Source organism: Streptomyces sp. NPDC058697 (assembly GCF_042715345.1).
In the GTDB taxonomy this organism is placed as follows: domain Bacteria; phylum Actinomycetota; class Actinomycetes; order Streptomycetales; family Streptomycetaceae; genus Streptomyces; species Streptomyces liliifuscus.
In genome coordinates, this window is sequence record NZ_JBHXSU010000001.1 from 1,000,593 (window position 1) to 1,019,388 (window position 18,796).

Consider the following 18,796-nt stretch of genomic DNA (forward strand, 5'->3'; position numbering starts at 1 on the left):
GGTTCGTACGACAGGCCGATAAACCCCTCGCACTCCCGTTCCCGTGCGCCAGCGAACCGATCAGAGCTGGTCAGAAGCGGTCAGCAAAAATCGGCGAGGGCCGAGGAGCAGGATGCTCCTCGGCCCTCGCCGATTGCCTTCGAATGCCTCCGCGCGCCTTCTGCGTCACCCCGCGGGGACGGTCTCCGGGTCTCCGGTGTCCTCCTTGGTGTCACGCGGTGTGTCACGCACCGTCTCCTCGGCGGCGGGCCAGCCGCCTTCCGGGACGACGGCCACACCGCGCCACCAGGGCTCGGACGGGACGGTCTCCGCCGTCGGCTCGAAGGGCTCTCCGGGCCGGGGCAGCGCGATCCGGGCGCCGACCGCGCGGGCGGCGGTGACGGTGCCCTCGCCGGGCTCCGCCCAGGGGTGCGCCGCGAGGTTGAACGTCGCCCAGTGGATCGGCATCATCACGCCGCTGGGCCGGCCGCCCTGGAGGTCCAGGTGGGCCCGCATGCCCTCCTCGGGCGTCATGTGGATGTCGGGCCAGAACTCGCTGTACGCGCCGATCTGGATCATCGTGGCATCGAAGGGGCCGTGCTCGGCGCCGATGTCCGCGAAACCGGCGAAGTATCCCGTGTCGCCGCTGTGATAGATCCGGTGCTCGTCCCCGGCCACGGCCCAGGAGGCCCACAGGGTGTGCTGCGTGTTGCGCAGGCCGCGGCCGCAGAAATGGCGGGCGGGTGTGGCGGTCAGGGAGATTCCGCCGACCTTGGTCGTCTCGTGCCAGTCGAGCTCGCGCAGCCTGTCCGCGGAGACGCCCCAGTGCTCCAGGTGGGCGCCGACGCCGAGGGGCACCGCGAACACCGTGTCCGTACCGGCCAGGGCCTTGATCGTGGGCAGGTCCAGGTGGTCGTAGTGGTCGTGCGAGATCACGACCACGTCCACCGGGCCGAGCGCCTCCAGCGGGAGGGGCACGGGGTGCAGCCGCTTGGGACCGGCGAAGGCGAACGGGGAGCAGCGCTCACCCCAGACGGGGTCGAAGAGCACCCGGTACCCGTCGATCTCGGCGAGGACGCTGGAGTGGCCCATCCACGTCAGCCGCAGCCCGTCGGCCGGTGGCCTGGCCAGGTCGGCGAGGGTCGTGGCATGCACCGGCACCGTGCCCGCAGGGGCGCGGCGGACACGCTCCTCCTTGCGGAAGAACGACCGCGCGAACTCGAGCATGGCGCCGTCGGGCCGGGGTGCGCCCTCGGGATTCCGGAAGACGCCGTCCGCGTAGTTCGGCGATCTGCGGATGCGCTCCATGCGCTCACCGCTCGGATCCGCGCCGAACGCGGCGGGCCGCAGCGCACGGAGCCCGGAGCTCAGGGAACGGGAACCGGTCACGGCACCTCCAGGTGGAGTCGGTCTGACTTTCCATTATGGTCGCCGCCTCTGACAGCGCCGGGTCGGGCGTGTGGCAGAGCGGTTTCCGCGCGGGCCATGGCGGGATCCATCGAGTACGAGATCACGTTCTACTGAAGATCCATTCAGTGTGTTGACAGATACATGCAGCACTTTCGATACTGACCGACCATTCAGTAAAGGCGAGCCGGTACCAGCGCCGGGGCACACTGCGCTCCCGGCCTCACGCCGGTCAAACGCTCCGAACCTGTCACCTTGTTCCCCTGATCCCGCTTGTTGTTCCCCGATTCCCCGTTTCCCAGATCCCCGTTTCCCAGATCCCCGTTCCCGAGGAGCCCCATGACCGCCCAGGACAGCAGCCCGTTGATGACGCTCACCTGGACCGACCACGTCACCGGCCGCCAGGGGCACCTGGTCGTTGACCGGCTGGTACGCGGTGTCTCCAGCGGCGGGCTGCGCATGCGGGCGGGCTGCACGCTGGACGAGGTCGCCGGGCTCGCCCGTGGAATGACCATGAAGGAGGCCCTGCACTACAACCCCGAGGGCCGCTACGTGCCGCTGGGCGGCGCCAAGGGCGGCATCGACTGCGATCCCCAGGCTCCGGAGGCGTACGGCCTGCTCGTGCGCTATCTGCGAGCCATGCGCCCGTACATCGAGAGCCTCTGGACCACCGGGGAGGATCTCGGCCTCACCCAGGACCTCGTCGACCGGGCCGCGGCGGAGGCGGGTCTCGTGTCGTCGATCCAGGCCGTGTATCCGCTGCTCGACGACGAGGCGGCGGCCCGGCGGCGGCTGGCGGACGCGTTCGCGGTCGAGGTGGACGGCATCGGCCTCGACGAGCTGGTCGGCGGCTGCGGGGTGGCCGAGTCGGTCCTCGCGGCCCTGGACCGGGCCGGAGTGGCGTACGAGGGGACCCGGGTCGCTGTGCAGGGCCTGGGCACGATGGGCGGGGCCACGGCCCGCTTCCTCACGCGCGCGGGGCTCAGGATCGTGGCCGTCGCCGACGTGAAGGGCACGATCGCCAACCCCGGAGGGCTGGACGTCGACGCGCTGCTCGCCGCCAGGGACACGTACGGGACGATCGACCGCGCGGTGCTGCGTCCGGGCGACCGCGAACTGCCCGGCGACGCCTGGCTGTCCGCCGATGCCGACGTACTGGTGCCGGCGGCGGTCTCGTACGCGATCGACGCCACCAACCAGGGGCGGATCACGGCCCGTTGGATCGTCGAGGCCGCCAACATGCCCGTCCTGCCGGGCGCTGAGCAGCTGCTCGCAGGCCGCGGTGTCACCGTCCTGCCGGACGTCGTGGTCAACTCCGGGACCAACGCCTGGTGGTGGTGGACGCTGTTCGGCGACATCGGGGCCGACGCGGACGAGGCGTTCGCGTACACACGGCGCTCGATGCGTGCCCTGATCGACCAGACGCTCGCGCGCGCGGAAGCCGACGGGACGACCCCCCGGGCGGCCGCGCACGCGATCGTCGCGGACCGGCTGCCGGTGATCGCGGAGCGGTTCGGCTGGTACCGCTGACGCCGTGGGCACGGCCGGCGGGATCGGTGACGGCCCGGCCGCGGCCGGTAACCGACCCTCCACCGGCACGCCCCGGGGCGACGCAATAGGGTTGCCCGGTGGCAAGAGTGCGGTTGAGCGTGGCGGAGCGGCGTGAGGAACTGCTGCGGGCCGCCATCCAGCAGATCGAGGAGCGGGGCGTGTCCGCGGTGCGGATCGCCGATGTGGCGACCTCTCTCGGGGTGAGCAACGCGCTGGTGCTCTATCACTTCTCGACCAAGGAGAAACTGGTCGCCGCCGCGTTCACGTACGCCGCCGAGGACGATCTCGCCCATCTGCGCAAGCTGCTCGGCCGCCGGACGACCGCGCTGCGGCGGCTGCGCGCGGCGGTCCGCTGGTACGCGCCGACCGGGCAGGCCAAGGGCTGGCGGCTGTGGATCGAGGGCTGGGCGGTGGCGCTGCGCGAGCCCGCGCTCCGGGACGTCACGCGTGACCTCGACCGGCAGTGGAAGGCCGCTATCACCGAGGTCATCGCGGAGGGCGTGGCCTCCGGCGAGTTCCACTGCCCGGACCCCACGAGTACGGCGCTGCGCCTGACCGCCCTGCTGGACGGACTCGCCGTCCAGATGACGGCCTACCCCGGCGCGGTGTCACGCGCCCGCACCCAGGAGTGGGTGGACGAGGCACTGGCCCGGGAGCTGGGCCTGGAACGCGCGGCGCTGACGACTCCGGGCGCCTGAGACGGCGTACCGCCGAGGGGCAAGGGGGCTTCCCCGCGATCACCCGGCCGCGAGACGGTTCGGCCTCACCCACAAAGAAGCGGCGGGGCTCCCCCGACGTCACCCGTCAGGGAAGCCCCACTCCTCCACGGACATTCGGGCCACCGGTCGAGACCGTCGGTGGAACCGCGGCCCGCCACCGAAGGCCCTTAAGCCCTCGGACCTTCAAGCCACCGGCTCGATCCGCATCTTGATGTCGCCGGGCGACAAGCTCCCCTTCGCCACCACGCGGTCCCCGGAGGACTCCCCGCGCAGTCGCCGCCCGATCCACGGGACCAGGTACTCGCGCGCCCAGTGGATGTTGTCGCGCCGCATTTCGAGCGTGCCGCGCGGCGGCAGCGGGGGCCACGGCTGGTCGGGATCCGCGGGCACTTCCAGGCCGAGGACCTGGCCGGCGCGCAGGGCGACCCGCGTGTGTCCCTCGGGCGACAGATGGAGCCGGTCGCCGTCCCAGGCCCGCCGGTCCTGGATGGTCTTGAGGGACCACAGGTCGAGCACGGGACAGCCGTACCGGTCGGCGATGGACCGGATATGGAGGTTGTACGTGGCGATCTTGCCGCGCATGTGCTTGAGCACGGGTACGCCACGGGTGTCGAAGCCGGTGGTCACGAGGACCGTGCCGACGGCCGACGTGAGGTCCGCGACGGCGCGCTCGAAGCGCTCCGCGACCTCGTCGGGATCGGTGCCCGGCCGGATGATGTCGTTGCCGCCCGCGCAGAAGGAGACCAGGTCGGGCGCGAGTTGCTTCGCGCGCGTCAACTGGTCCTCGACGATCTGGTCGAGGAGTTTCCCGCGGACGGCGAGGTTGGTGTAGTCGAAGTCGCCCTCGGGCCGGCGGTCCGCGAGAAGCACCGCGAACCGGTCGGCCCAGCCGACGAACGCCCCGTCCGGGCCAAGGTCGCCGACGCCCTCGGTGAAGCTGTCCCCCACCGCCACGTACGACCCGATCACTGATCTGTTGTCATTCTTCGAATCGTCTGCCACATCGGGCCATGATTCACCTTCGGGTGTGAGCTACGCGACCGTAGGAAGGGGTTGACGCGCGGTGAGATAAGCCACTCGTCAAGTGTTGGTCAATCCCGGAATAAGGCGCTCGATCAGGGATGTTGTCGCAGCTCTCGCACCCTGTCGACACATCGCCCGGCCATGCCACAGAACCGAAACACCGAAGGCCGGACCCCGGGGATCACAGGGTCCGGCCTTCGGAGACGAGCGGAGTGGTACGCCGCGTGGGCGTGCCCGGCGTCGGGTCAGATGGAGACGCCCTTGCCGCGCAGGTAGGCCAGCGGGTCCACGTCCGAGCCGTAGTCCGGGGTGGTGCGGATCTCGAAGTGCAGGTGCGGGCCGGTGACGTTGCCCGTCGCGCCGGAGAGGCCGACCTGCTGGCCCCCGGTCACGGCCTGTCCGGCCGAGACGGAGAGGGAGGACAGGTGGGCGTACTGGGCATAGCGGCCGTCTTCGAGCTGGATGACGACCTGGTTGCCGTACGCGCCGCCCCAGCCGGCCGAGACGACCGTGCCCGCGCCGACGGACTTGAGGGACGTGCCGGTCGGGACCACGAAGTCGACGCCGGTGTGGTACCCGCTGGACCACATGCTGCCCGACATCTTGTACGGGGTGCCGACGCTCGCGCCCGCGACCGGCAGCGTGAAGCCGGCGGCACCGGCGTCGTCCGCGGCCTTGGGAGCGGCGGCAGCCTTGGGAGCGGCAGCCTTGGGGGCCGCCTTCTTCGCGGAGGACTGGGTGGCCTTGGAGGCGCCGGAGTCGGAGCTCGAAGTGGCGGCGGCCTTGCCGATCGAGAGCTTCAGGCCCGGGTGGATGAGCGCCGGGTCACCGCCGATCGCCTTGCGGTTGTCCTCGTACAGCTTCTTCCAGCCACCGCTGACGTTCTGCGTGCCGGCGATCTTCGACAGGGAGTCGCCCGCTCGCACGGAATAGGTCTTGGCCGCGGCCTTCTTCGCCTCGGCCTTCTTGTCGGCGGCGGCGGGCGCCGATTCGGCGGCCTTGCTCGCGACATTCGAGACGCTCGCCACGGAATCGGCGGCGGACTGCGAAGTCGCGGCCTGCGCTCCGGTCGCGCCGAGCAGCGGAAGGGCGAGCGCCGCGCCGCCGGTTCCGGCGACGGCTATGGAGCGGGTGAAACGCTGGGACTTGGGACGGCGGTGCTTACCCTTCGCGGGCATGGCGAATTCCTCTCCGGCGCCTGCGAGGTGAGCTGTCGGGTGCGAGCTGGAGATGCCCGGCCGTGTTTGCGCACGACTTAACCCCTAGCCGTTCCGGAGACCGGAACAGGCGTTCTACCTGTGGGTCCCCCGCTCCTGCCGTGTACGGGTGGGTGAGCGGATTCCGGGCGGCGGCAGGATTGGGCGTCCGTCCGGATTGGTGGCGAACGTAAGCGACATGAAGACGCAGTAACAACCTTTGGGGTTTCCTGTGTGCCCCGTTCTCTTGATCCCTGACCGAAATGACGGTCACGCTGCGTAAAGCAGGGATCTCCCCCGTTTGTTAAATCCCTGAAAACGCAGCTGAATTACGTGAACATGGCAACAGCGGACCGTCACGAATATGACGCTGCTCACGGAGTGCCGTTCCAGGAGCCTTTATTCCAGAGCGAGTTGGATTTAAGGCTCCATTACGGACACAACAGTCACATGCGACGCAGCCGGAAAACTGCCGCATCAAGGTCACCGTGCAGCCCCGTCCGCAACCCGTGATGCAACAGCACCGCCCCGCGGTGGACTTCGCCCGTTTCGAGGCATTCGTACGCCGCTGCCGGGTCGAGTCCGCGCAGCCGCACCGGAGCGACCGGCTCGCCGTAGTGCTGGGCCTGGAGCCACGCGAGGACGACGACCTCGCCGTCACGCGTGTACTGCACGGCGCTCAGGCCACCCTCCGGCGCCCGCAGCCGGTAGAGGTCCCCGCCCTGCACGACGGGCCGGATCTCCTTGTAGAGCTCCACCCACGTCCGCGCCTCGGCCAGCTCCTCGTCGCTCCACCGGGTCAGGTCGCCGCCGACACCGAGCACTCCGGCCATCGCGCTCACGAAGCGGAAGCGCAACGAGCTGACCCGGCCGTTGAGCTGGGTGTTCGGGCTGTCGGTGACCCAGGCGGCCATGGTCCGCGCGGGATGCACCTGGCTGAAACCGTGCTGGATGGCGAGCCGGTCGAGCGGGTCGGTGTTGTCCGAGGTCCACACCTGGTCCGTACGCGCCATGATCCCCAGGTCGATACGGCCGCCGCCGCCCGAGCAGGACTCGAAGGCGACGCCCGGGTGGGCCTCCCGCAGCCGGTCCAGGAGGCGGTACAGGGCGTGCACATGGTCCACCCAGAGCCGCTGCGGGTAGGCCTCGCCGGGCCATCCCGCATCCGTGAAGCAGCGGTTGAAGTCCCACTTCACATAGTCGATCGGCGCGCTGGAGAGCAGCGTGTCGAGCTGCTCCCACAGGTACTCCTGGACGTCCTCGCGGGCGAGGTTCAGAACGAGCTGATTGCGTAGCTCCGTCCTCTTTCGTCCCGGTTGGAACTGCACCCAGTCGGGGTGCGCGCGGTACAGCTCGCTGTCCGGATTGACCATTTCGGGCTCGACCCAGATCCCGAACTGCATCCCCAGCGCGTGCACCTCGTCGGCGAGGGGCTTGAGGCCGGCCGGGAAGCGGTCGGGGTTGGGCGTCCAGTCGCCGAGCCCGGCCCGGTCGCTGGTGCGCGCCCCGAACCAGCCGTCGTCGACCACGAACAGCTCGACCCCCATCTCGGCGGCCCGCCGCGCCAGCACGCCCTGCTGCTCCTCGGAGATGTCGAACTCCGTGGCCTCCCAGGAGTTGTAGAGCACCGGTCGGTGCTGGTCCGCGTCCGGGATCACGTACGCGTGCTGGTAGGCGTGCCAGGCGCGGCTCGCGCCGCCGAATCCGCCGTCGCTCCACAGCCCCGCGAAGACGGGTGTGACGAAGCTCTCCCCCGGCTCCAGCCGCAGCAGCCCCGAGTCGTCGTACCCGACCCCGCCGGTGATCTGCACGCGCGCGTCCGGGAGTTGGGCCACGGCGATCCGCCAGGTGCCCGACCAGGCGAGGGCGCAGCCGTAGACCTCGCCCCGCTCCTCGGTGGCCGCTCCGTCGGCGTCCAGGGCGACCCAGGGCAGGTGCTGGTGCGAGGTGTGCCCGCGGCGGCTGCCGATGACCTTCTCACCGTAGGTGAGTTCGGAGCGTACGAGCCGGGACTCCGCCGCCCACCGCCCGTGCAGCTGGGACAGCCGCCAGCCGTCGCGCTGCGGCAGCGTCCAGGCCGCGGAGTCGGCGCGCAGCACCTCCAGTGCGGGCCCTTCGTTGGCGAGGGTCACCCACCGCTCGACGACGTCGGTCCCGGCCCGCATCCGGTAGTGCAGCGTGATCCCGAGCCCGGAGTCGGAGAACCGCAGCCGCAGCTCGTCACCGTCCGCCTCGTACGTCTCGAAGCGCCATTCCGTGCCGCGCCGCTCGTCCGTCCGCACGGAGAGGGCGGGCCGTACGAAACGGGGGCCGCCCTCCACCGGATACTCCTCGTGCCCGTCGAGGGTGGCCTCGAAGGCCCAGTACTCCGGTCCCGGGCCGGCGGCGAGTGCCTCGGCGTCGGCGAGCGCGATACGCGGACCCCAGTGCAGATGCAGCAGCGCGTCGTCCTCGCCGAGCCGCAGGGCATAACTGCTCGCCGGGCCCGAAAGAAGCCACGTACGACCGTCTTCGCCGATCTCCAACATCAAACCCTCACAGATCCGAACAGGCACGCTCAATCATCAACATCATTATGTGCCGCGTACCTCCCCGGCAACGCCTGTGGACAACTCATTGGCGTACGAATCGATGTCGTATCGTCGAGAACGCACTTCGTCGACGAGCCGCGTCGGCAGCCGAATGGGAGGAGCCCCCGTGACGCAGCAGGTCCCGTCGACCGAGCCCGAGCTGGCTGGAGTGCGCAACTTCCGTGATGTGGGCGGCCTGCCGACGGTGGACGGCCGACGGGTGGCGTACGGACGGCTGTTCCGCAGCGGCCATCTCGCGCATGCGACGGAGTCGGACGCCGAGTTCCTCGCGTCCCTGGGCCTGCACACGATCTTCGACTTCCGCAATGCCGCCGACCAGAAGCTGGAGGGTCCGGACATCGAGCTGCCCGGCGTGCGGAACGTGAACCTTCCGCTGACCGACCCGGCGCACGGCGCGGAGTTCTGGACGATGGTCCGCGACGGCGATCTGGACCAGCTGCGCTCGATCCTCGGGGACGGCAAGGCGGCGGACCGGATGATCGGTTCCTACCGCGCGATAATCAAGGAGCGCACGGCCGAGCACCGCCAGGTGCTGCACTCGATGGCCGAGGACAGCGTCCCCGCCCTGATGCACTGCGCGGCGGGCAAGGACCGCGCCGGCATCTCCATCGCCGTGACGCTCCTCGCCCTCGGCGTCGAGCGCGAGGCCATCGTCGCGGACTACCTGGAGTCGAACGCGACGCACCGCCGCTACAAGGTGCACCGCAGCAAGTCCTCCGCCTCGGCGTACTCCCCCGAGGTGATGGAGCTGCTCAGCCCCCTCTTCGACGCGCGCGCCGAGTACCTGGAGGCGGCGTTCGACACGATCGAGGAGAAGTGGGGCGGCGTGGACGCGTATCTGGAGCAGGGCCTGGGCGTGACCCCCGAGATCCGGGAGCGCCTGCGGGAGCGGTTCCTCGACTGACCGGCTCCCGCCGACCGACCCGGCACCGCGGACCGCCCCCGTCTCCCGCTCCTCAGAGACGGCTGCTGCTACTGCCCCTGCGCTCCGAGCGAGAACAGCAGGTAGATGAAGGCGGCGAAGATGTGTCCGACCGCCACGTAGATGATGAGCCGCACCCACAGAGCGCGCGGGAACTTCTCCTCCATGTCCTTCATGACGTCTCTCCGGGGGTCGTCGGCCCGAGGCACAGGGTGGCCGTGGGGCTCTGCAGCAGGGTGTGTACGAAGAGGAGCTCGGCCCCGTCCCGGTCCGCGGCGGCGATCCGGTGCGGGGTCAGCGAGTCGAAGTGCGCGCTGTCGCCGGGCGCGAGGACGTGTGCGGTGTCCCCGAGGCGCAGCCGCAGCCGCCCCTCCAGGACGTACAGCCACTCCTCGCCGGGGTGGACCCGCACGATGTCTCCCTGCGCCCCGTACGGGACGTGCACCCGCAGGGACTGCATGCCACGGCCGGCCGCACCGGCCTGCCAGTACGTCCAGCCGGCGGCCTGGGTGGGCTCCATGTCGGCGGCGCGCACGACGGCGTCCCGCTCGGCGACCGTCTCGCCGAGCAGCTCGGAGACGGTCGTACCGTAGATGCGGGCCAGTGCGAGCAGCATCGGCAGCGAGGGCTGGCGCTGTCCGGTCTCCAGACGGGACAGATGCGCGGGCGAGAGCCCTGCGGTGCGGGCCGCGGACTCCAGGGTGAGGGAGGCACGGCGCCGCAGTGCACGCAGCTGGGGCGCGACCGCGGGCAGCTCGTCGGCCGCCCCCGGCTCGGAAGGGCTCGTACCCTCGACAGGGTTCATGTCCTCCATTGAGCCGGAGACTTACCTCTGAGGCAAATTTCTTACCTCAGAGGCAAAAGCGACCGGTTCCGGGGCGACAAGACCGGTCCGCGGCAGAGGAACCTAACGGTTGGCGACCGCCTGTTTCACCAGCGTCTTCCCGAAGTCCCACATCAGCCCGCCCCCGCTGTGCGCGTCGTCCATCACCGCGGTGAAGGCCTCCACGAACCGGTCCACGTCCCGCTCCCCGACGACCAGTGGCGGGATCAGCTTGATCACCTCCAGATGGTCGCCGGAGACCTGGGTGAGGATCCGGTGCCGTTGCAGCAGCGGCACGACCACCATCTGGGCGAACAGCCCCTTCCGCGCGGCCTGCAGCATCGTCCAACGGCTGCGCAGCTTCAGCGACTTGGGCCGCCCGAACTCGATGCCGATCATCAGCCCACGGCCGCGCACATCGCTCAGCAGCTCGTACTTGTCGACGAGCGCCGCGAGCCGGGACTTCAACTGCTCCCCCGTGGCCCGGGCGTTGGCGACGATCTGCTCGTTCTCCATGACCGAAAGGACGGCGAGTCCGGCCGCCATGGCCTGCGCGTTGGCCCCGAAGCTCGCGGAGTGCACGAGGACGCGGTCCATGGTCGAGTAGACCTTCTTGAAGATCCAGTCCTTGCCGAGCGTCGCCCCGACCGGGACATAGCCGCCGGACAGCGCCTTGGCCACACAGACCAGATCCGGCTCCACACCCTCCTCGTGCTGGTAGGCGTAGAAGTCCCCGGTCCGCCCGAGGCCCGTCTGCACCTCGTCGGCGATGAGCAGTGCCTTGTGCTTGCGCAGCAACTCCTGTGCGCCGCGCAGATATCCGGGCGGCGATTCATGCACGCCCTTGCCCTGGATCGGCTCGACGATCAGCGCGGCGACGTCGCCCTTCTTCAACTCCCTTGCCAGCGCGTCGAGATCGCCGAGCGGGACGGCCGTGTCGGGCAGCAGCGGGGCGAAGCCGTCCCGGAAGCCGTCCTCGCCGTTCACGGACAGGGACCCGGTGGTCAGACCGTGGAAGGCGTGCGTGCAGTACAGAACGCGCGGCTTTCCGGTCGCGTACCGGGCGAACTTCAGCGCGGTCTCGACGGCCTCCGTACCGCTGTTGCCGAAGAACACCCGGTCCAGATGCGGACTGTGCGTGAGCAGCTTCTCCGCCAGCAGCCCGGGCAGCGGCTGGCAGTCGAAGCGGGTGAGGTCGGCGAGCTGGGCGTCGAGGACGTCGTGCAGCGCCTTGCGGACGACGGGGTGATGGCGGCCCAGGCCCATCACCCCGAACCCGGCCAGCATGTCCAGGTACTCGTTGCCGTCCGCGTCCCAGAAGTACGCGCCCTCGGCGCGCTCGTAGACCTTGTCGAAGCCGATGGTGTGCAGCATGCGCGGCAGCTGGTGGTTCAAATGCTTCGCGTGCAGCTCGTAGCGCTCGGCTCCGCGCTCGGCGAGGAGGCCTGCGAGGTCGAACTCCTGGGGCTTGCTGGTGGTCATTCCTGTTTCTCCTTGGACGCGTGCGTCTTCGCGGCCGGCTTCCCGGCGACCCCCTGTTTCTCGGCGTCCGCCCGTGTCTCGGCGCCCCCCTGCTGTCCTGCGGACCCCCGCTTCCCGTTGGCCTCGCGCGCCCCGTCGACTCCCTGCTTGCCGGCGCGCTGCCGCGCGGCGGGCACGTTCCGGGCACGCTTCGCGGCGGCCTGCCCGTCGGGGGCGTGCGCCGCGTCCGCGAAGCCGGCCTCCGTGACACTCGGACGGGCGTCCCGGCCGATGTCCGCACCGGCGTCCGGGGTGGCGCCCCCGGCTGCCTCCCGGACGGCCAGGCTCGCACTGATCCGCCCCGCGATCTCGACCGGCGTGAGACCGATGTCGGCGAGCACTTCGCCGCGCTTGGCGTGCGCGAGGAACTGCTCGGGGATCCCGAACCGCCGTACGGGAACGTCGACTTCGGCGTCCCCGAGGGCGAGCGCGACCGCCGCGCCCACGCCGGCCGCCCGGCTGTTGTCCTCGACGACGGCGACCAGGCGGTGCTCGGCGGCGAGGCCGGGCAGCACGGGATCGACGGGCTTGACCCAACGCGGGTCCACGACCGTGCAGTTGAGGCCCCGCGCCGCCAGCAGCTCGGCCGCCTGGAGGCACACCGGCGCCATCACCCCGACGGCCACGAGGAGCACTTCGGGCCGCTCGCCGCGGTGCAGGACGTCCACGCCGCCCACCCGGTCGACCGCCGGAACGACCGGTCCCACCGACTCCTTGGGGAACCGGATCAGGGTCGGGGCGTCGTCCACCGCGACCGCCTCGCGCAGCTGGGCGCACAGTTGGTCGGCGTCGCGCGGCGCGGCGATCCTGAGCCCCGGCACGACCTGGAGGATGGACATGTCCCACATGCCGTTGTGTGACGCTCCGTCAGCACCCGTGACCCCGGCGCGGTCCAGCACGAAGGTCACTCCGCAGCGATGCAGTGCGACATCCATCAGCAGCTGGTCGAAGGCACGGTTCAGGAAGGTCGCGTACACCGCGACGACCGGATGCAGTCCGCCCGTCGCGAGCCCGGCCGCGGACACCGCCGCGTGCTGCTCGGCGATGCCGACGTCCCACACCCGGTCGGGGAACCTCTCCGCGAACTTCGCGAGTCCCACCGGGTGCAGCATGGCCGCCGTGATCGCCACGACGTCCTGGCGCGCCTCACCGATCCGGACGATCTCGTCGCCGAACACCGAGGTCCAGGAAGGGCCGTTGGACGGCGCGAGGGGCTCGCAGGTGAGCGGGTCCATCACACCGACCGTGTGGAAGTGGTCCTCCTCGTGGGCGATCGCGGGCTCGTAGCCGCGCCCCTTCTCGGTCAGACAGTGGATGAGCACGGGCCCGTGGAAGCGTTTCGCGCGCCGCAGCGCCGACTCCACCGCGCCCACGTCGTGCCCGTCGATCGGCCCGACGTACTTCAGCCCCAGGTCCTCGAACATGCCCTGCGGCGCGAACGCGTCCTTGAACCCCTTCTTCGCGCCGTGCAGCGACTCGTAGAGGGTGCCGCCGATGACGGGCGTGCGCAGCAGTACGTCCTTGCCCCAGGCCAGGACCTTCTCGTAGCTGTCGGTGGTCCGCAGGGTCGCCAGATGGTTCGCGAGGCCGCCGATGGTCGGCGAGTACGAGCGTTCGTTGTCGTTGACGACGATGATCAGCGGCCGGTCCTTGGCGGCCGCGATGTTGTTCAGCGCCTCCCACGCCATACCGCCGGTGAGGGCGCCGTCGCCGATGACCGCGACGACGTGGCCCTTCTCCCCCTGCACCTGGCGGGCCTTGGCGAGCCCGTCGGCCCAGCCGAGCGCGGTGGACGCGTGGCTGTTCTCGATGATGTCGTGCTCGGACTCCTCGCGCGAGGGGTAGCCGGACAGGCCGCCCTTGCCGCGCAGCTTCGAGAAGTCCTGACGCCCTGTCAGCAGCTTGTGTACGTAGCTCTGATGGCCGGTGTCCCACAGAATGCGGTCGACCGGCGACTCGAAGACCCGGTGGAGCGCGATGGAGAGTTCCACCACCCCCAGGTTGGGTCCCAGATGACCGCCGGTCCTGGCGACCGCGTGCACCAGGAACTCCCGGATCTCGTCGCCCAGTCGACCTATCTCGGCCTCGGACAGCGCCTTCAGGTCGCGTGGTCCCCGGATGCTCTCCAGAATCGTCACGCTCGGCCCCCTCTCGGTCCGTGCTGCAGCTAACTCGCGGTGACGGCGGGTTGCCCCGGCACCGTGACCTCCGGCTCGCCTGACGCGACGCCGTCCGCCTCCATCTGCTCGGCGATCTTCATCGCCTCGTCGATGAGGGTCTCCACGATCTTCGACTCGGGCACGGTCTTGATGACTTCGCCCTTGACGAAGATCTGGCCCTTGCCGTTGCCGGAGGCGACCCCCAGGTCCGCCTCCCTGGCCTCTCCCGGTCCGTTGACGACGCAGCCCATGACCGCGACGCGCAGCGGCACTTCCATGCCCTCCAGGCCGGCCGTGACCTCGTCGGCCAGCTTGTAGACGTCGACCTGGGCCCGTCCGCAGGAGGGACAGGACACGATCTCCAGCCGCCGCTGCCTGAGATTCAGCGACTCGAGGATCTGGATGCCGACCTTGCACTCCTCGGCGGGCGGCGCGCTCAGGGAGACCCGGATGGTGTCCCCGATGCCCTCGGCGAGCAGCGCCCCGAAGGCCACCGCGGACTTGATGGTCCCCTGGAAGGCGGGACCCGCCTCGGTCACGCCGAGGTGCAGCGGGTAGTCGCACTGGGCCGCCAGCTGCCGGTAGGCGTTGACCATCACGACCGGGTCGTTGTGCTTGACCGAGATCTTGATGTCCCGGAACCCGTGCTCCTCGAAGAGCGACGCCTCCCAGAGCGCCGACTCGACGAGCGCCTCGGGAGTGGCCTTGCCGTACTTCTGGAGCAGCCGCCGGTCCAGCGAACCGGCGTTGACCCCGATCCGGATCGGGGTGCCGTGGTCCTTCGCGGCGCGCGCGATCTCCTTCACCTTGTCGTCGAACTGCTTGATGTTCCCCGGGTTCACCCGGACCGCCGCACAGCCCGCCTCGATCGCGGCGAACACGTACTTCGGCTGGAAGTGGATGTCCGCGATCACCGGGATCTGCGACTTGCGCGCGATGGTCGCCAGGGCGTCCGCGTCGTCCTGTGTGGGACAGGCGACACGGACGATCTGGCAGCCGGACGCGGTGAGTTCGGCGATCTGCTGCAGGGTGGCGCCGATGTCCGACGTACGCGTCGTCGTCATCGACTGGACGGACACGGGTGCCCCGCCCCCGACCGCCACCGGTCCGACCTGGATCTGCCGCGACACGCGGCGCTCCGCGATCGGCCGGACCGGCACCTCGGGGAGGCCCAAGGAGATGGCGGTCATGACGTCACCCGCGGTTTCCGGAGACGGTGTCGCGGGCGGCCCGCAGGGACTCCTTGAGGGAGCCCATGGTGGCCAGGACCGCCGTCGGCTCGTAGCCGCAGTGCGCCATGCAGTTGGCGCAGCGCGGGTCCTTGCCGCGGCCGTACGAGTCCCAGTCGGTGTCCTCGATGAGTTCGCGGTACGTGGTGACGTACCCGTCGCTCATCAGGTAGCAGGGCTTCTGCCAGCCGAAGAGCGAGTAGTTGGGGATCGCCCACGCCGTGCACGGAAAGTCGACCTTGCCCTCCAGGAAGTCCAGGAAGAGCGGGGAGTGGTTGAGCCGCCAGCGCCGCCGGTTGCCGCCCGCGAAGGCCTTCTTGAACAGTTCGCGGGTCTGCTCCACGCCCAGGAAGTGCTCCTGGTCGGGCGCCTTCTCGTAGGCGTAGGCGGGCGAGATCATCATCTCGTCCACCTTCAGGTCGTCATTGAGGAAGTTGAGGACCTCGATGATCGTCTGCGGGGTGTCGGTGTTGAAGAAGGTCGAGTTGGTGGTGACCCGGAAGCCGCGCTTCTTGGCCTCCTTGATGGCCTCCACGGCCTCGTCGAACACTCCCTCCTTGGCGACGGACTCGTCGTGCCGCTCACGCAGGCCGTCGATGTGCACGGCGAACGCGAAGTACGGCGAGGGCGTGAACTTGTCCATCTTCTTGCGCATCAGCATGGCGTTGGTGCACAGGAAGACGTACTTCTTCCTGGCCACCAGCTGCCGCACGATCTCGTCGATCTTCGGGTGCATCAGGGGTTCGCCGCCGGCGATGGACACCATCGGCGCCCCGGACTCCAGCACCGCCCCGACGGCCTGGGCCACCGGCATGCGCTGCTTGAGCACTCCGGCCGGGTGCTGGATCTTGCCGCAGCCCTCGCATGCCAGATTGCAGGCGTAGAGCGGTTCAAGCTCGACGATCAGCGGAAACTTGTCCCGCTTGCGCAGTTTCTGTTCAAAGAGATACGTCGCGACCTTGATGGTCTGGCGGAGCGGCATGGCCATCTGGCTCACCTCCTGGGGAGCAGCAAAGAACGGTGCCATTCGAAGAAAGCTGGAAGAACGGCACGAAGAACGCGGAAGGCTGATATTCCACCGCGCACCGTGCCGATCCGGACGAGTTCATGTTCTGGAGCGTCCACGACCACCCGGACGGCCGCAACCGGGCGCATGCCCGCGCGGACGGCGCTGTGGAGTGTGGCCGCCGACTCCATGTCGACCGCGATTGCGCCGGTCGTGAGCAGTTCCGACCGTTCCTGACCGCGCACCACGTGATCGGAGCCGGTGAGCGGCCCCGTGTGGACGGTGCGCCCGGGCAGGGCGCGTGCCAGTTCCTTGACGAGCAGATCGGTGCCCACGCAGGGCGTGGTGCCGCGCGGGTCCCGGGTCTCGTCGGCGACGACCAGGTCCCCCGGGTGCATACCGGGGGCGAGCCCGGCACAGAAGCCCGTGGCCAGGACGGCCGCCCCGCTCAGCGCGGGGCCGGCCAGGGCCCGGGTGACCGCCCGCTCGGCGGCCTCAGGACCCATGCCCGTACGCAGCACGGTGACCGGGCCGTCGGCGCTGCCCCGGTCGCCGCCGGTGCGCAGGGCCAGCTGCTCGATGCCGAGCGCGCAGGCGATCAGCAGCGGGGCGGCGGCCGGTGTCGTGCTCATCAGCTCGCCCTGCCGAAGGAGCCCTGCCGGTCGGCGAACGGTTCGCCGTTGACGTACCGGCCGAGCGCGGTGAGCGGGAAGACCTGCCGGTAGAGGTGGTAGTTGATCGAGAAGTCCCACGGGAACCCCGTACCGGTGAAGTACGGCTCGTCCCAGGAGCCGTCCGCCAGCTGGGTCTCCGCGAGCCACGCGACACCGCGCTCGGCGGCCTTGGAGTCGCGCTCCCCGGCCGCGAGCAGCGCCAGCAGCGCCCACCCGGTCTGGGAGGCGGTCGAGGCGCCGCGCCCGCTCCACTCGGCGACGTCGTGGTAGGAGCGCAGGTCCTCGCCCCAGCCGCCGTCGTCGTTCTGCACGGTCTCCAGCCACGCCACGGCCCGGCGGATCGCGGGATGCGACCCGGGCAGTCCGGCGGCGACCAGCGCGGGCACCACCGACCCCGTTCCGTATACGTAGTTGACGCCCCAGCGGCCGAACCAGGAGCCGTTCGCCTCCTGTTCGGCGAGCAGCCACTCGATGCCGCGGCGGGTGCGCGGGTCGTGGGACAGTCCCTCGACGGCGAGCATCTCCACGACGTGTGCGGTGACGTCGGCGGACGGCGGGTCGATGACCTCCCCGAAGTCGCAGAACGGCAGCCGGTTGGGGAAGGGACTCGTGTTGTCGACGTCGAAGGCGCCCCAAGCGCCGTTCCTCGACTGCATGCCGAGGTTCCAGCGCACCCCGCGTCCGATGGCCTTGTCGACGCGCTCCGGGTCGTGGTGCTTGACGCGGCGCAGCGCGAGGACGACCTCGGCGGTGTCGTCGATGTCGGGGTAGTTGTCGTTGTGGAACTCGAACGCCCAGCCGCCCGGCGGCAGATGGGGCCGCTTGACCGCCCAGTCCCCCGGGCGGACGATCTCCTCTCCGAGCATCCAGTCCGCGGCCTTCACCAGCTGCGGATGGTCGGCGGGCACGCCCGCGTCGGCGAGCGCGATGGTCGCGAGGCAGGTGTCCCACACCGGCGACTGGCAGGCCTCGATCATCCGGGCCCCGTCCTCGCGCCAGACGGTGAACCGGTCGAGGGATGCCAACCCCTCGCGCACCACGGGGTGTTCGAGGTCGTAGCCCAGCAGGTGAAGCGCGATGATCGAGTACACGGCGGGGGGCTGGATGCCTCCCCAGCAGCCGTCGTTCTCCTGCCGCTCGATGATCCAGCGGGCGGCGGTGTTCATCGCGGCTCTGCGGAGTCTGCGCGGCGCGACCTTGCGGTAGGTGTGCAGGGCCTTGTCGAGCCGCTGGAAGACCCCGTCCCAACTCCCCACGGGAGCAAGGGGCTTGACCGGGTTCGGGTTGTTCGCGTCGGTGTGCAGCTCGTCGAGCGGGAACGGCGCGGGCCGCACCGGACGCTTCGCCGAGACGACGGTGAGCGGCACGATCGTCTGGCGCGCCCAGCAGCCGAAGTCGTAGATGTTGAGCGGCACCCATTTGGGGAAGTAGATGAGCTCCGGCGGGAGTTCGGGCAGGTCGTCCCACTTCCACCAGCCGAACAGGGCGAGCCAGATCCGGGTGAAGACCCGGGCCGAGGCGATGCCGCCCCGCTCACGGATCCACGCGGACGCCCTCGCCATGTGCGGCTCGTCCGGCGCGTCACCGGCCAGCCGCAGCGCGACGTACGCCTCGATGGTGGTGGAGAGTTCGCCCGGTCCGCCGTAGAAGCCGGCCCAGGTGCCGTCCTCGCGCTGCTCGCCGCGGATGAAGAGGCCGGCCGCGCGGGTGGTCGCCTCGTCGCGGATGCCCAGGAACTGGCGCAGCAGCAGGTCTTCGGCGTCCATCGTGACGTTGGTCTCGAGGTCGCCCTTCCACCAGCCCTGGGCGTCCTGCGTGGAGAGCAGGAAGTCGGTGGCGCGCAGTATCGCGCGCTCGGCGGCGTCTCGGGGGTCGACTGTCCCGGCCGCCTCGGGAGTCGTGACTTCTGTGGTTTCGCTGGCCGCGGCTGCTCGGGGCGGCAGGGCCCCGGTGCTTCCGTCGGTCGTCGCTGTCATGGCTTCCCCTTCGTGCAGTG

14 protein-coding genes, 1 pseudogene and 1 riboswitch are annotated in these 18,796 nt (G+C 70.2%); of the genes and pseudogenes, 3 read left to right on the forward strand and 12 right to left on the reverse strand.

Annotated elements, in window-relative coordinates:
- Window positions 1-165: 165 nt before the first annotated feature.
- Window positions 166-1,368 (reverse strand): MBL fold metallo-hydrolase, encoded by a 1,203-nt coding sequence (locus ACFWXQ_RS04230; RefSeq protein WP_386267467.1) that lies wholly within the window; start codon window positions 1,366-1,368, stop codon window positions 166-168.
- Window positions 1,369-1,725: 357 nt separating this feature from the next.
- Here ACFWXQ_RS04230 and ACFWXQ_RS04235 point away from each other — a divergent pair, with 357 nt between their 5' ends.
- Window positions 1,726-2,916: a Glu/Leu/Phe/Val dehydrogenase dimerization domain-containing protein gene (locus ACFWXQ_RS04235; protein ID WP_383957231.1), complete on the forward strand. Its 1,191-nt coding sequence runs from the start codon at window positions 1,726-1,728 to the stop codon at window positions 2,914-2,916.
- 98 nt (window positions 2,917-3,014) lie between these two features.
- Entirely contained in the window at window positions 3,015-3,635 is a 621-nt protein-coding gene (locus tag ACFWXQ_RS04240) for a TetR/AcrR family transcriptional regulator (RefSeq protein WP_386267469.1), read from the forward strand.
- A gap of 204 nt (window positions 3,636-3,839) precedes the next feature.
- Here the strand turns inward: ACFWXQ_RS04240 and ACFWXQ_RS04245 are convergent, their stop codons facing one another.
- The 3 genes from ACFWXQ_RS04245 to ACFWXQ_RS04255 form a co-directional block, all read right to left on the reverse strand.
- Complete coding sequence (locus ACFWXQ_RS04245) at window positions 3,840-4,625, reverse strand: SGNH/GDSL hydrolase family protein (protein WP_383951472.1); 786 nt, start codon at window positions 4,623-4,625, stop codon at window positions 3,840-3,842.
- A gap of 299 nt (window positions 4,626-4,924) precedes the next feature.
- Window positions 4,925-5,857, reverse strand: a complete 933-nt coding sequence (locus ACFWXQ_RS04250) for a peptidoglycan DD-metalloendopeptidase family protein (protein ID WP_383951439.1) — start codon at window positions 5,855-5,857, stop codon at window positions 4,925-4,927.
- A gap of 4 nt (window positions 5,858-5,861) precedes the next feature.
- A riboswitch (cyclic di-AMP (ydaO/yuaA leader) is annotated at window positions 5,862-6,026 on the reverse strand.
- A gap of 295 nt (window positions 6,027-6,321) precedes the next feature.
- Window positions 6,322-8,403 carry an alpha-galactosidase gene (locus ACFWXQ_RS04255; RefSeq protein WP_383951441.1) on the reverse strand — a complete coding sequence of 694 codons (2,082 nt, stop codon included), beginning with the start codon at window positions 8,401-8,403 and terminating at the stop codon, window positions 6,322-6,324.
- A 169-nt stretch (window positions 8,404-8,572) separates the two neighbouring features.
- On the opposite strand from ACFWXQ_RS04255, the gene ACFWXQ_RS04260 reads away from it, so the two are divergent.
- On the forward strand, window positions 8,573-9,370 hold the full coding sequence (locus ACFWXQ_RS04260; RefSeq protein ID WP_383951444.1) for a tyrosine-protein phosphatase: 798 nt from the start codon (window positions 8,573-8,575) through the stop codon (window positions 9,368-9,370).
- 68 nt (window positions 9,371-9,438) lie between these two features.
- On the opposite strand, the gene ACFWXQ_RS04265 is transcribed toward ACFWXQ_RS04260, so the two are convergent.
- The 8 genes and pseudogenes from ACFWXQ_RS04265 to shc form a co-directional block, all read right to left on the reverse strand.
- A complete protein-coding gene (locus tag ACFWXQ_RS04265) occupies window positions 9,439-9,564 on the reverse strand; it encodes a DUF6126 family protein (protein WP_055616152.1) in 126 nt (41 codons plus the stop codon).
- Entirely contained in the window at window positions 9,561-10,193 is a 633-nt protein-coding gene (locus ACFWXQ_RS04270; RefSeq protein ID WP_383951448.1) for a helix-turn-helix domain-containing protein, read from the reverse strand. The genes ACFWXQ_RS04265 and ACFWXQ_RS04270 overlap by 4 nt, the downstream gene beginning before the upstream one ends.
- Before the next feature lie 102 nt (window positions 10,194-10,295).
- On the reverse strand, window positions 10,296-11,693 hold the full coding sequence (locus ACFWXQ_RS04275) for an aspartate aminotransferase family protein (RefSeq protein ID WP_383386781.1): 1,398 nt from the start codon (window positions 11,691-11,693) through the stop codon (window positions 10,296-10,298).
- A 299-nt stretch (window positions 11,694-11,992) separates the two neighbouring features.
- A pseudogene (gene dxs / locus ACFWXQ_RS04280) lies at window positions 11,993-13,870 on the reverse strand (1-deoxy-D-xylulose-5-phosphate synthase); the annotation flags it as partial.
- Window positions 13,871-13,899: 29 nt separating this feature from the next.
- Window positions 13,900-15,081, reverse strand: coding sequence for a flavodoxin-dependent (E)-4-hydroxy-3-methylbut-2-enyl-diphosphate synthase (ispG, locus tag ACFWXQ_RS04285; protein ID WP_383951451.1), 1,182 nt, complete (start codon window positions 15,079-15,081; stop codon window positions 13,900-13,902).
- Window positions 15,082-15,085: 4 nt separating this feature from the next.
- Window positions 15,086-16,108, reverse strand: a complete 1,023-nt coding sequence (gene hpnH / locus ACFWXQ_RS04290) for an adenosyl-hopene transferase HpnH (RefSeq protein WP_359843720.1) — start codon at window positions 16,106-16,108, stop codon at window positions 15,086-15,088.
- Between the two features lie 5 nt (window positions 16,109-16,113).
- Window positions 16,114-16,758 carry a 1-hydroxy-2-methyl-2-butenyl 4-diphosphate reductase gene (locus tag ACFWXQ_RS04295; protein WP_383951455.1) on the reverse strand — a complete coding sequence of 215 codons (645 nt, stop codon included), beginning with the start codon at window positions 16,756-16,758 and terminating at the stop codon, window positions 16,114-16,116.
- A complete protein-coding gene (gene shc / locus ACFWXQ_RS04300) occupies window positions 16,758-18,776 on the reverse strand; it encodes a squalene--hopene cyclase (protein ID WP_383951458.1) in 2,019 nt (672 codons plus the stop codon). Before shc ends, ACFWXQ_RS04295 begins: the two co-directional genes overlap by 1 nt.
- Window positions 18,777-18,796 lie beyond the last annotated feature (20 nt).

Excerpts from the sequence above, each read along its gene's own strand:
- ACFWXQ_RS04235 (WP_383957231.1), top strand. The coding sequence starts at position 1,726 with ATGACCGCCCAGGACAGCAGCCCGTTGATGACGCTCACCTGGACCGAC.
- ACFWXQ_RS04250 (WP_383951439.1), bottom strand. The coding sequence starts at position 5,857 with ATGCCCGCGAAGGGTAAGCACCGCCGTCCCAAGTCCCAGCGTTTCACC.
- ACFWXQ_RS04255 (WP_383951441.1), bottom strand. The coding sequence starts at position 8,403 with ATGTTGGAGATCGGCGAAGACGGTCGTACGTGGCTTCTTTCGGGCCCG.
- ACFWXQ_RS04265 (WP_055616152.1), bottom strand. The coding sequence starts at position 9,564 with ATGAAGGACATGGAGGAGAAGTTCCCGCGCGCTCTGTGGGTGCGGCTC.
- ACFWXQ_RS04270 (WP_383951448.1), bottom strand. The coding sequence starts at position 10,193 with ATGAACCCTGTCGAGGGTACGAGCCCTTCCGAGCCGGGGGCGGCCGAC.
- ACFWXQ_RS04275 (WP_383386781.1), bottom strand. The coding sequence starts at position 11,693 with ATGACCACCAGCAAGCCCCAGGAGTTCGACCTCGCAGGCCTCCTCGCC.
- ispG (WP_383951451.1), bottom strand. The coding sequence starts at position 15,081 with ATGACCGCCATCTCCTTGGGCCTCCCCGAGGTGCCGGTCCGGCCGATC.
- hpnH (WP_359843720.1), bottom strand. The coding sequence starts at position 16,108 with ATGGCCATGCCGCTCCGCCAGACCATCAAGGTCGCGACGTATCTCTTT.
- ACFWXQ_RS04295 (WP_383951455.1), bottom strand. The coding sequence starts at position 16,758 with ATGAGCACGACACCGGCCGCCGCCCCGCTGCTGATCGCCTGCGCGCTC.
- shc (WP_383951458.1), bottom strand. The coding sequence starts at position 18,776 with ATGACAGCGACGACCGACGGAAGCACCGGGGCCCTGCCGCCCCGAGCA.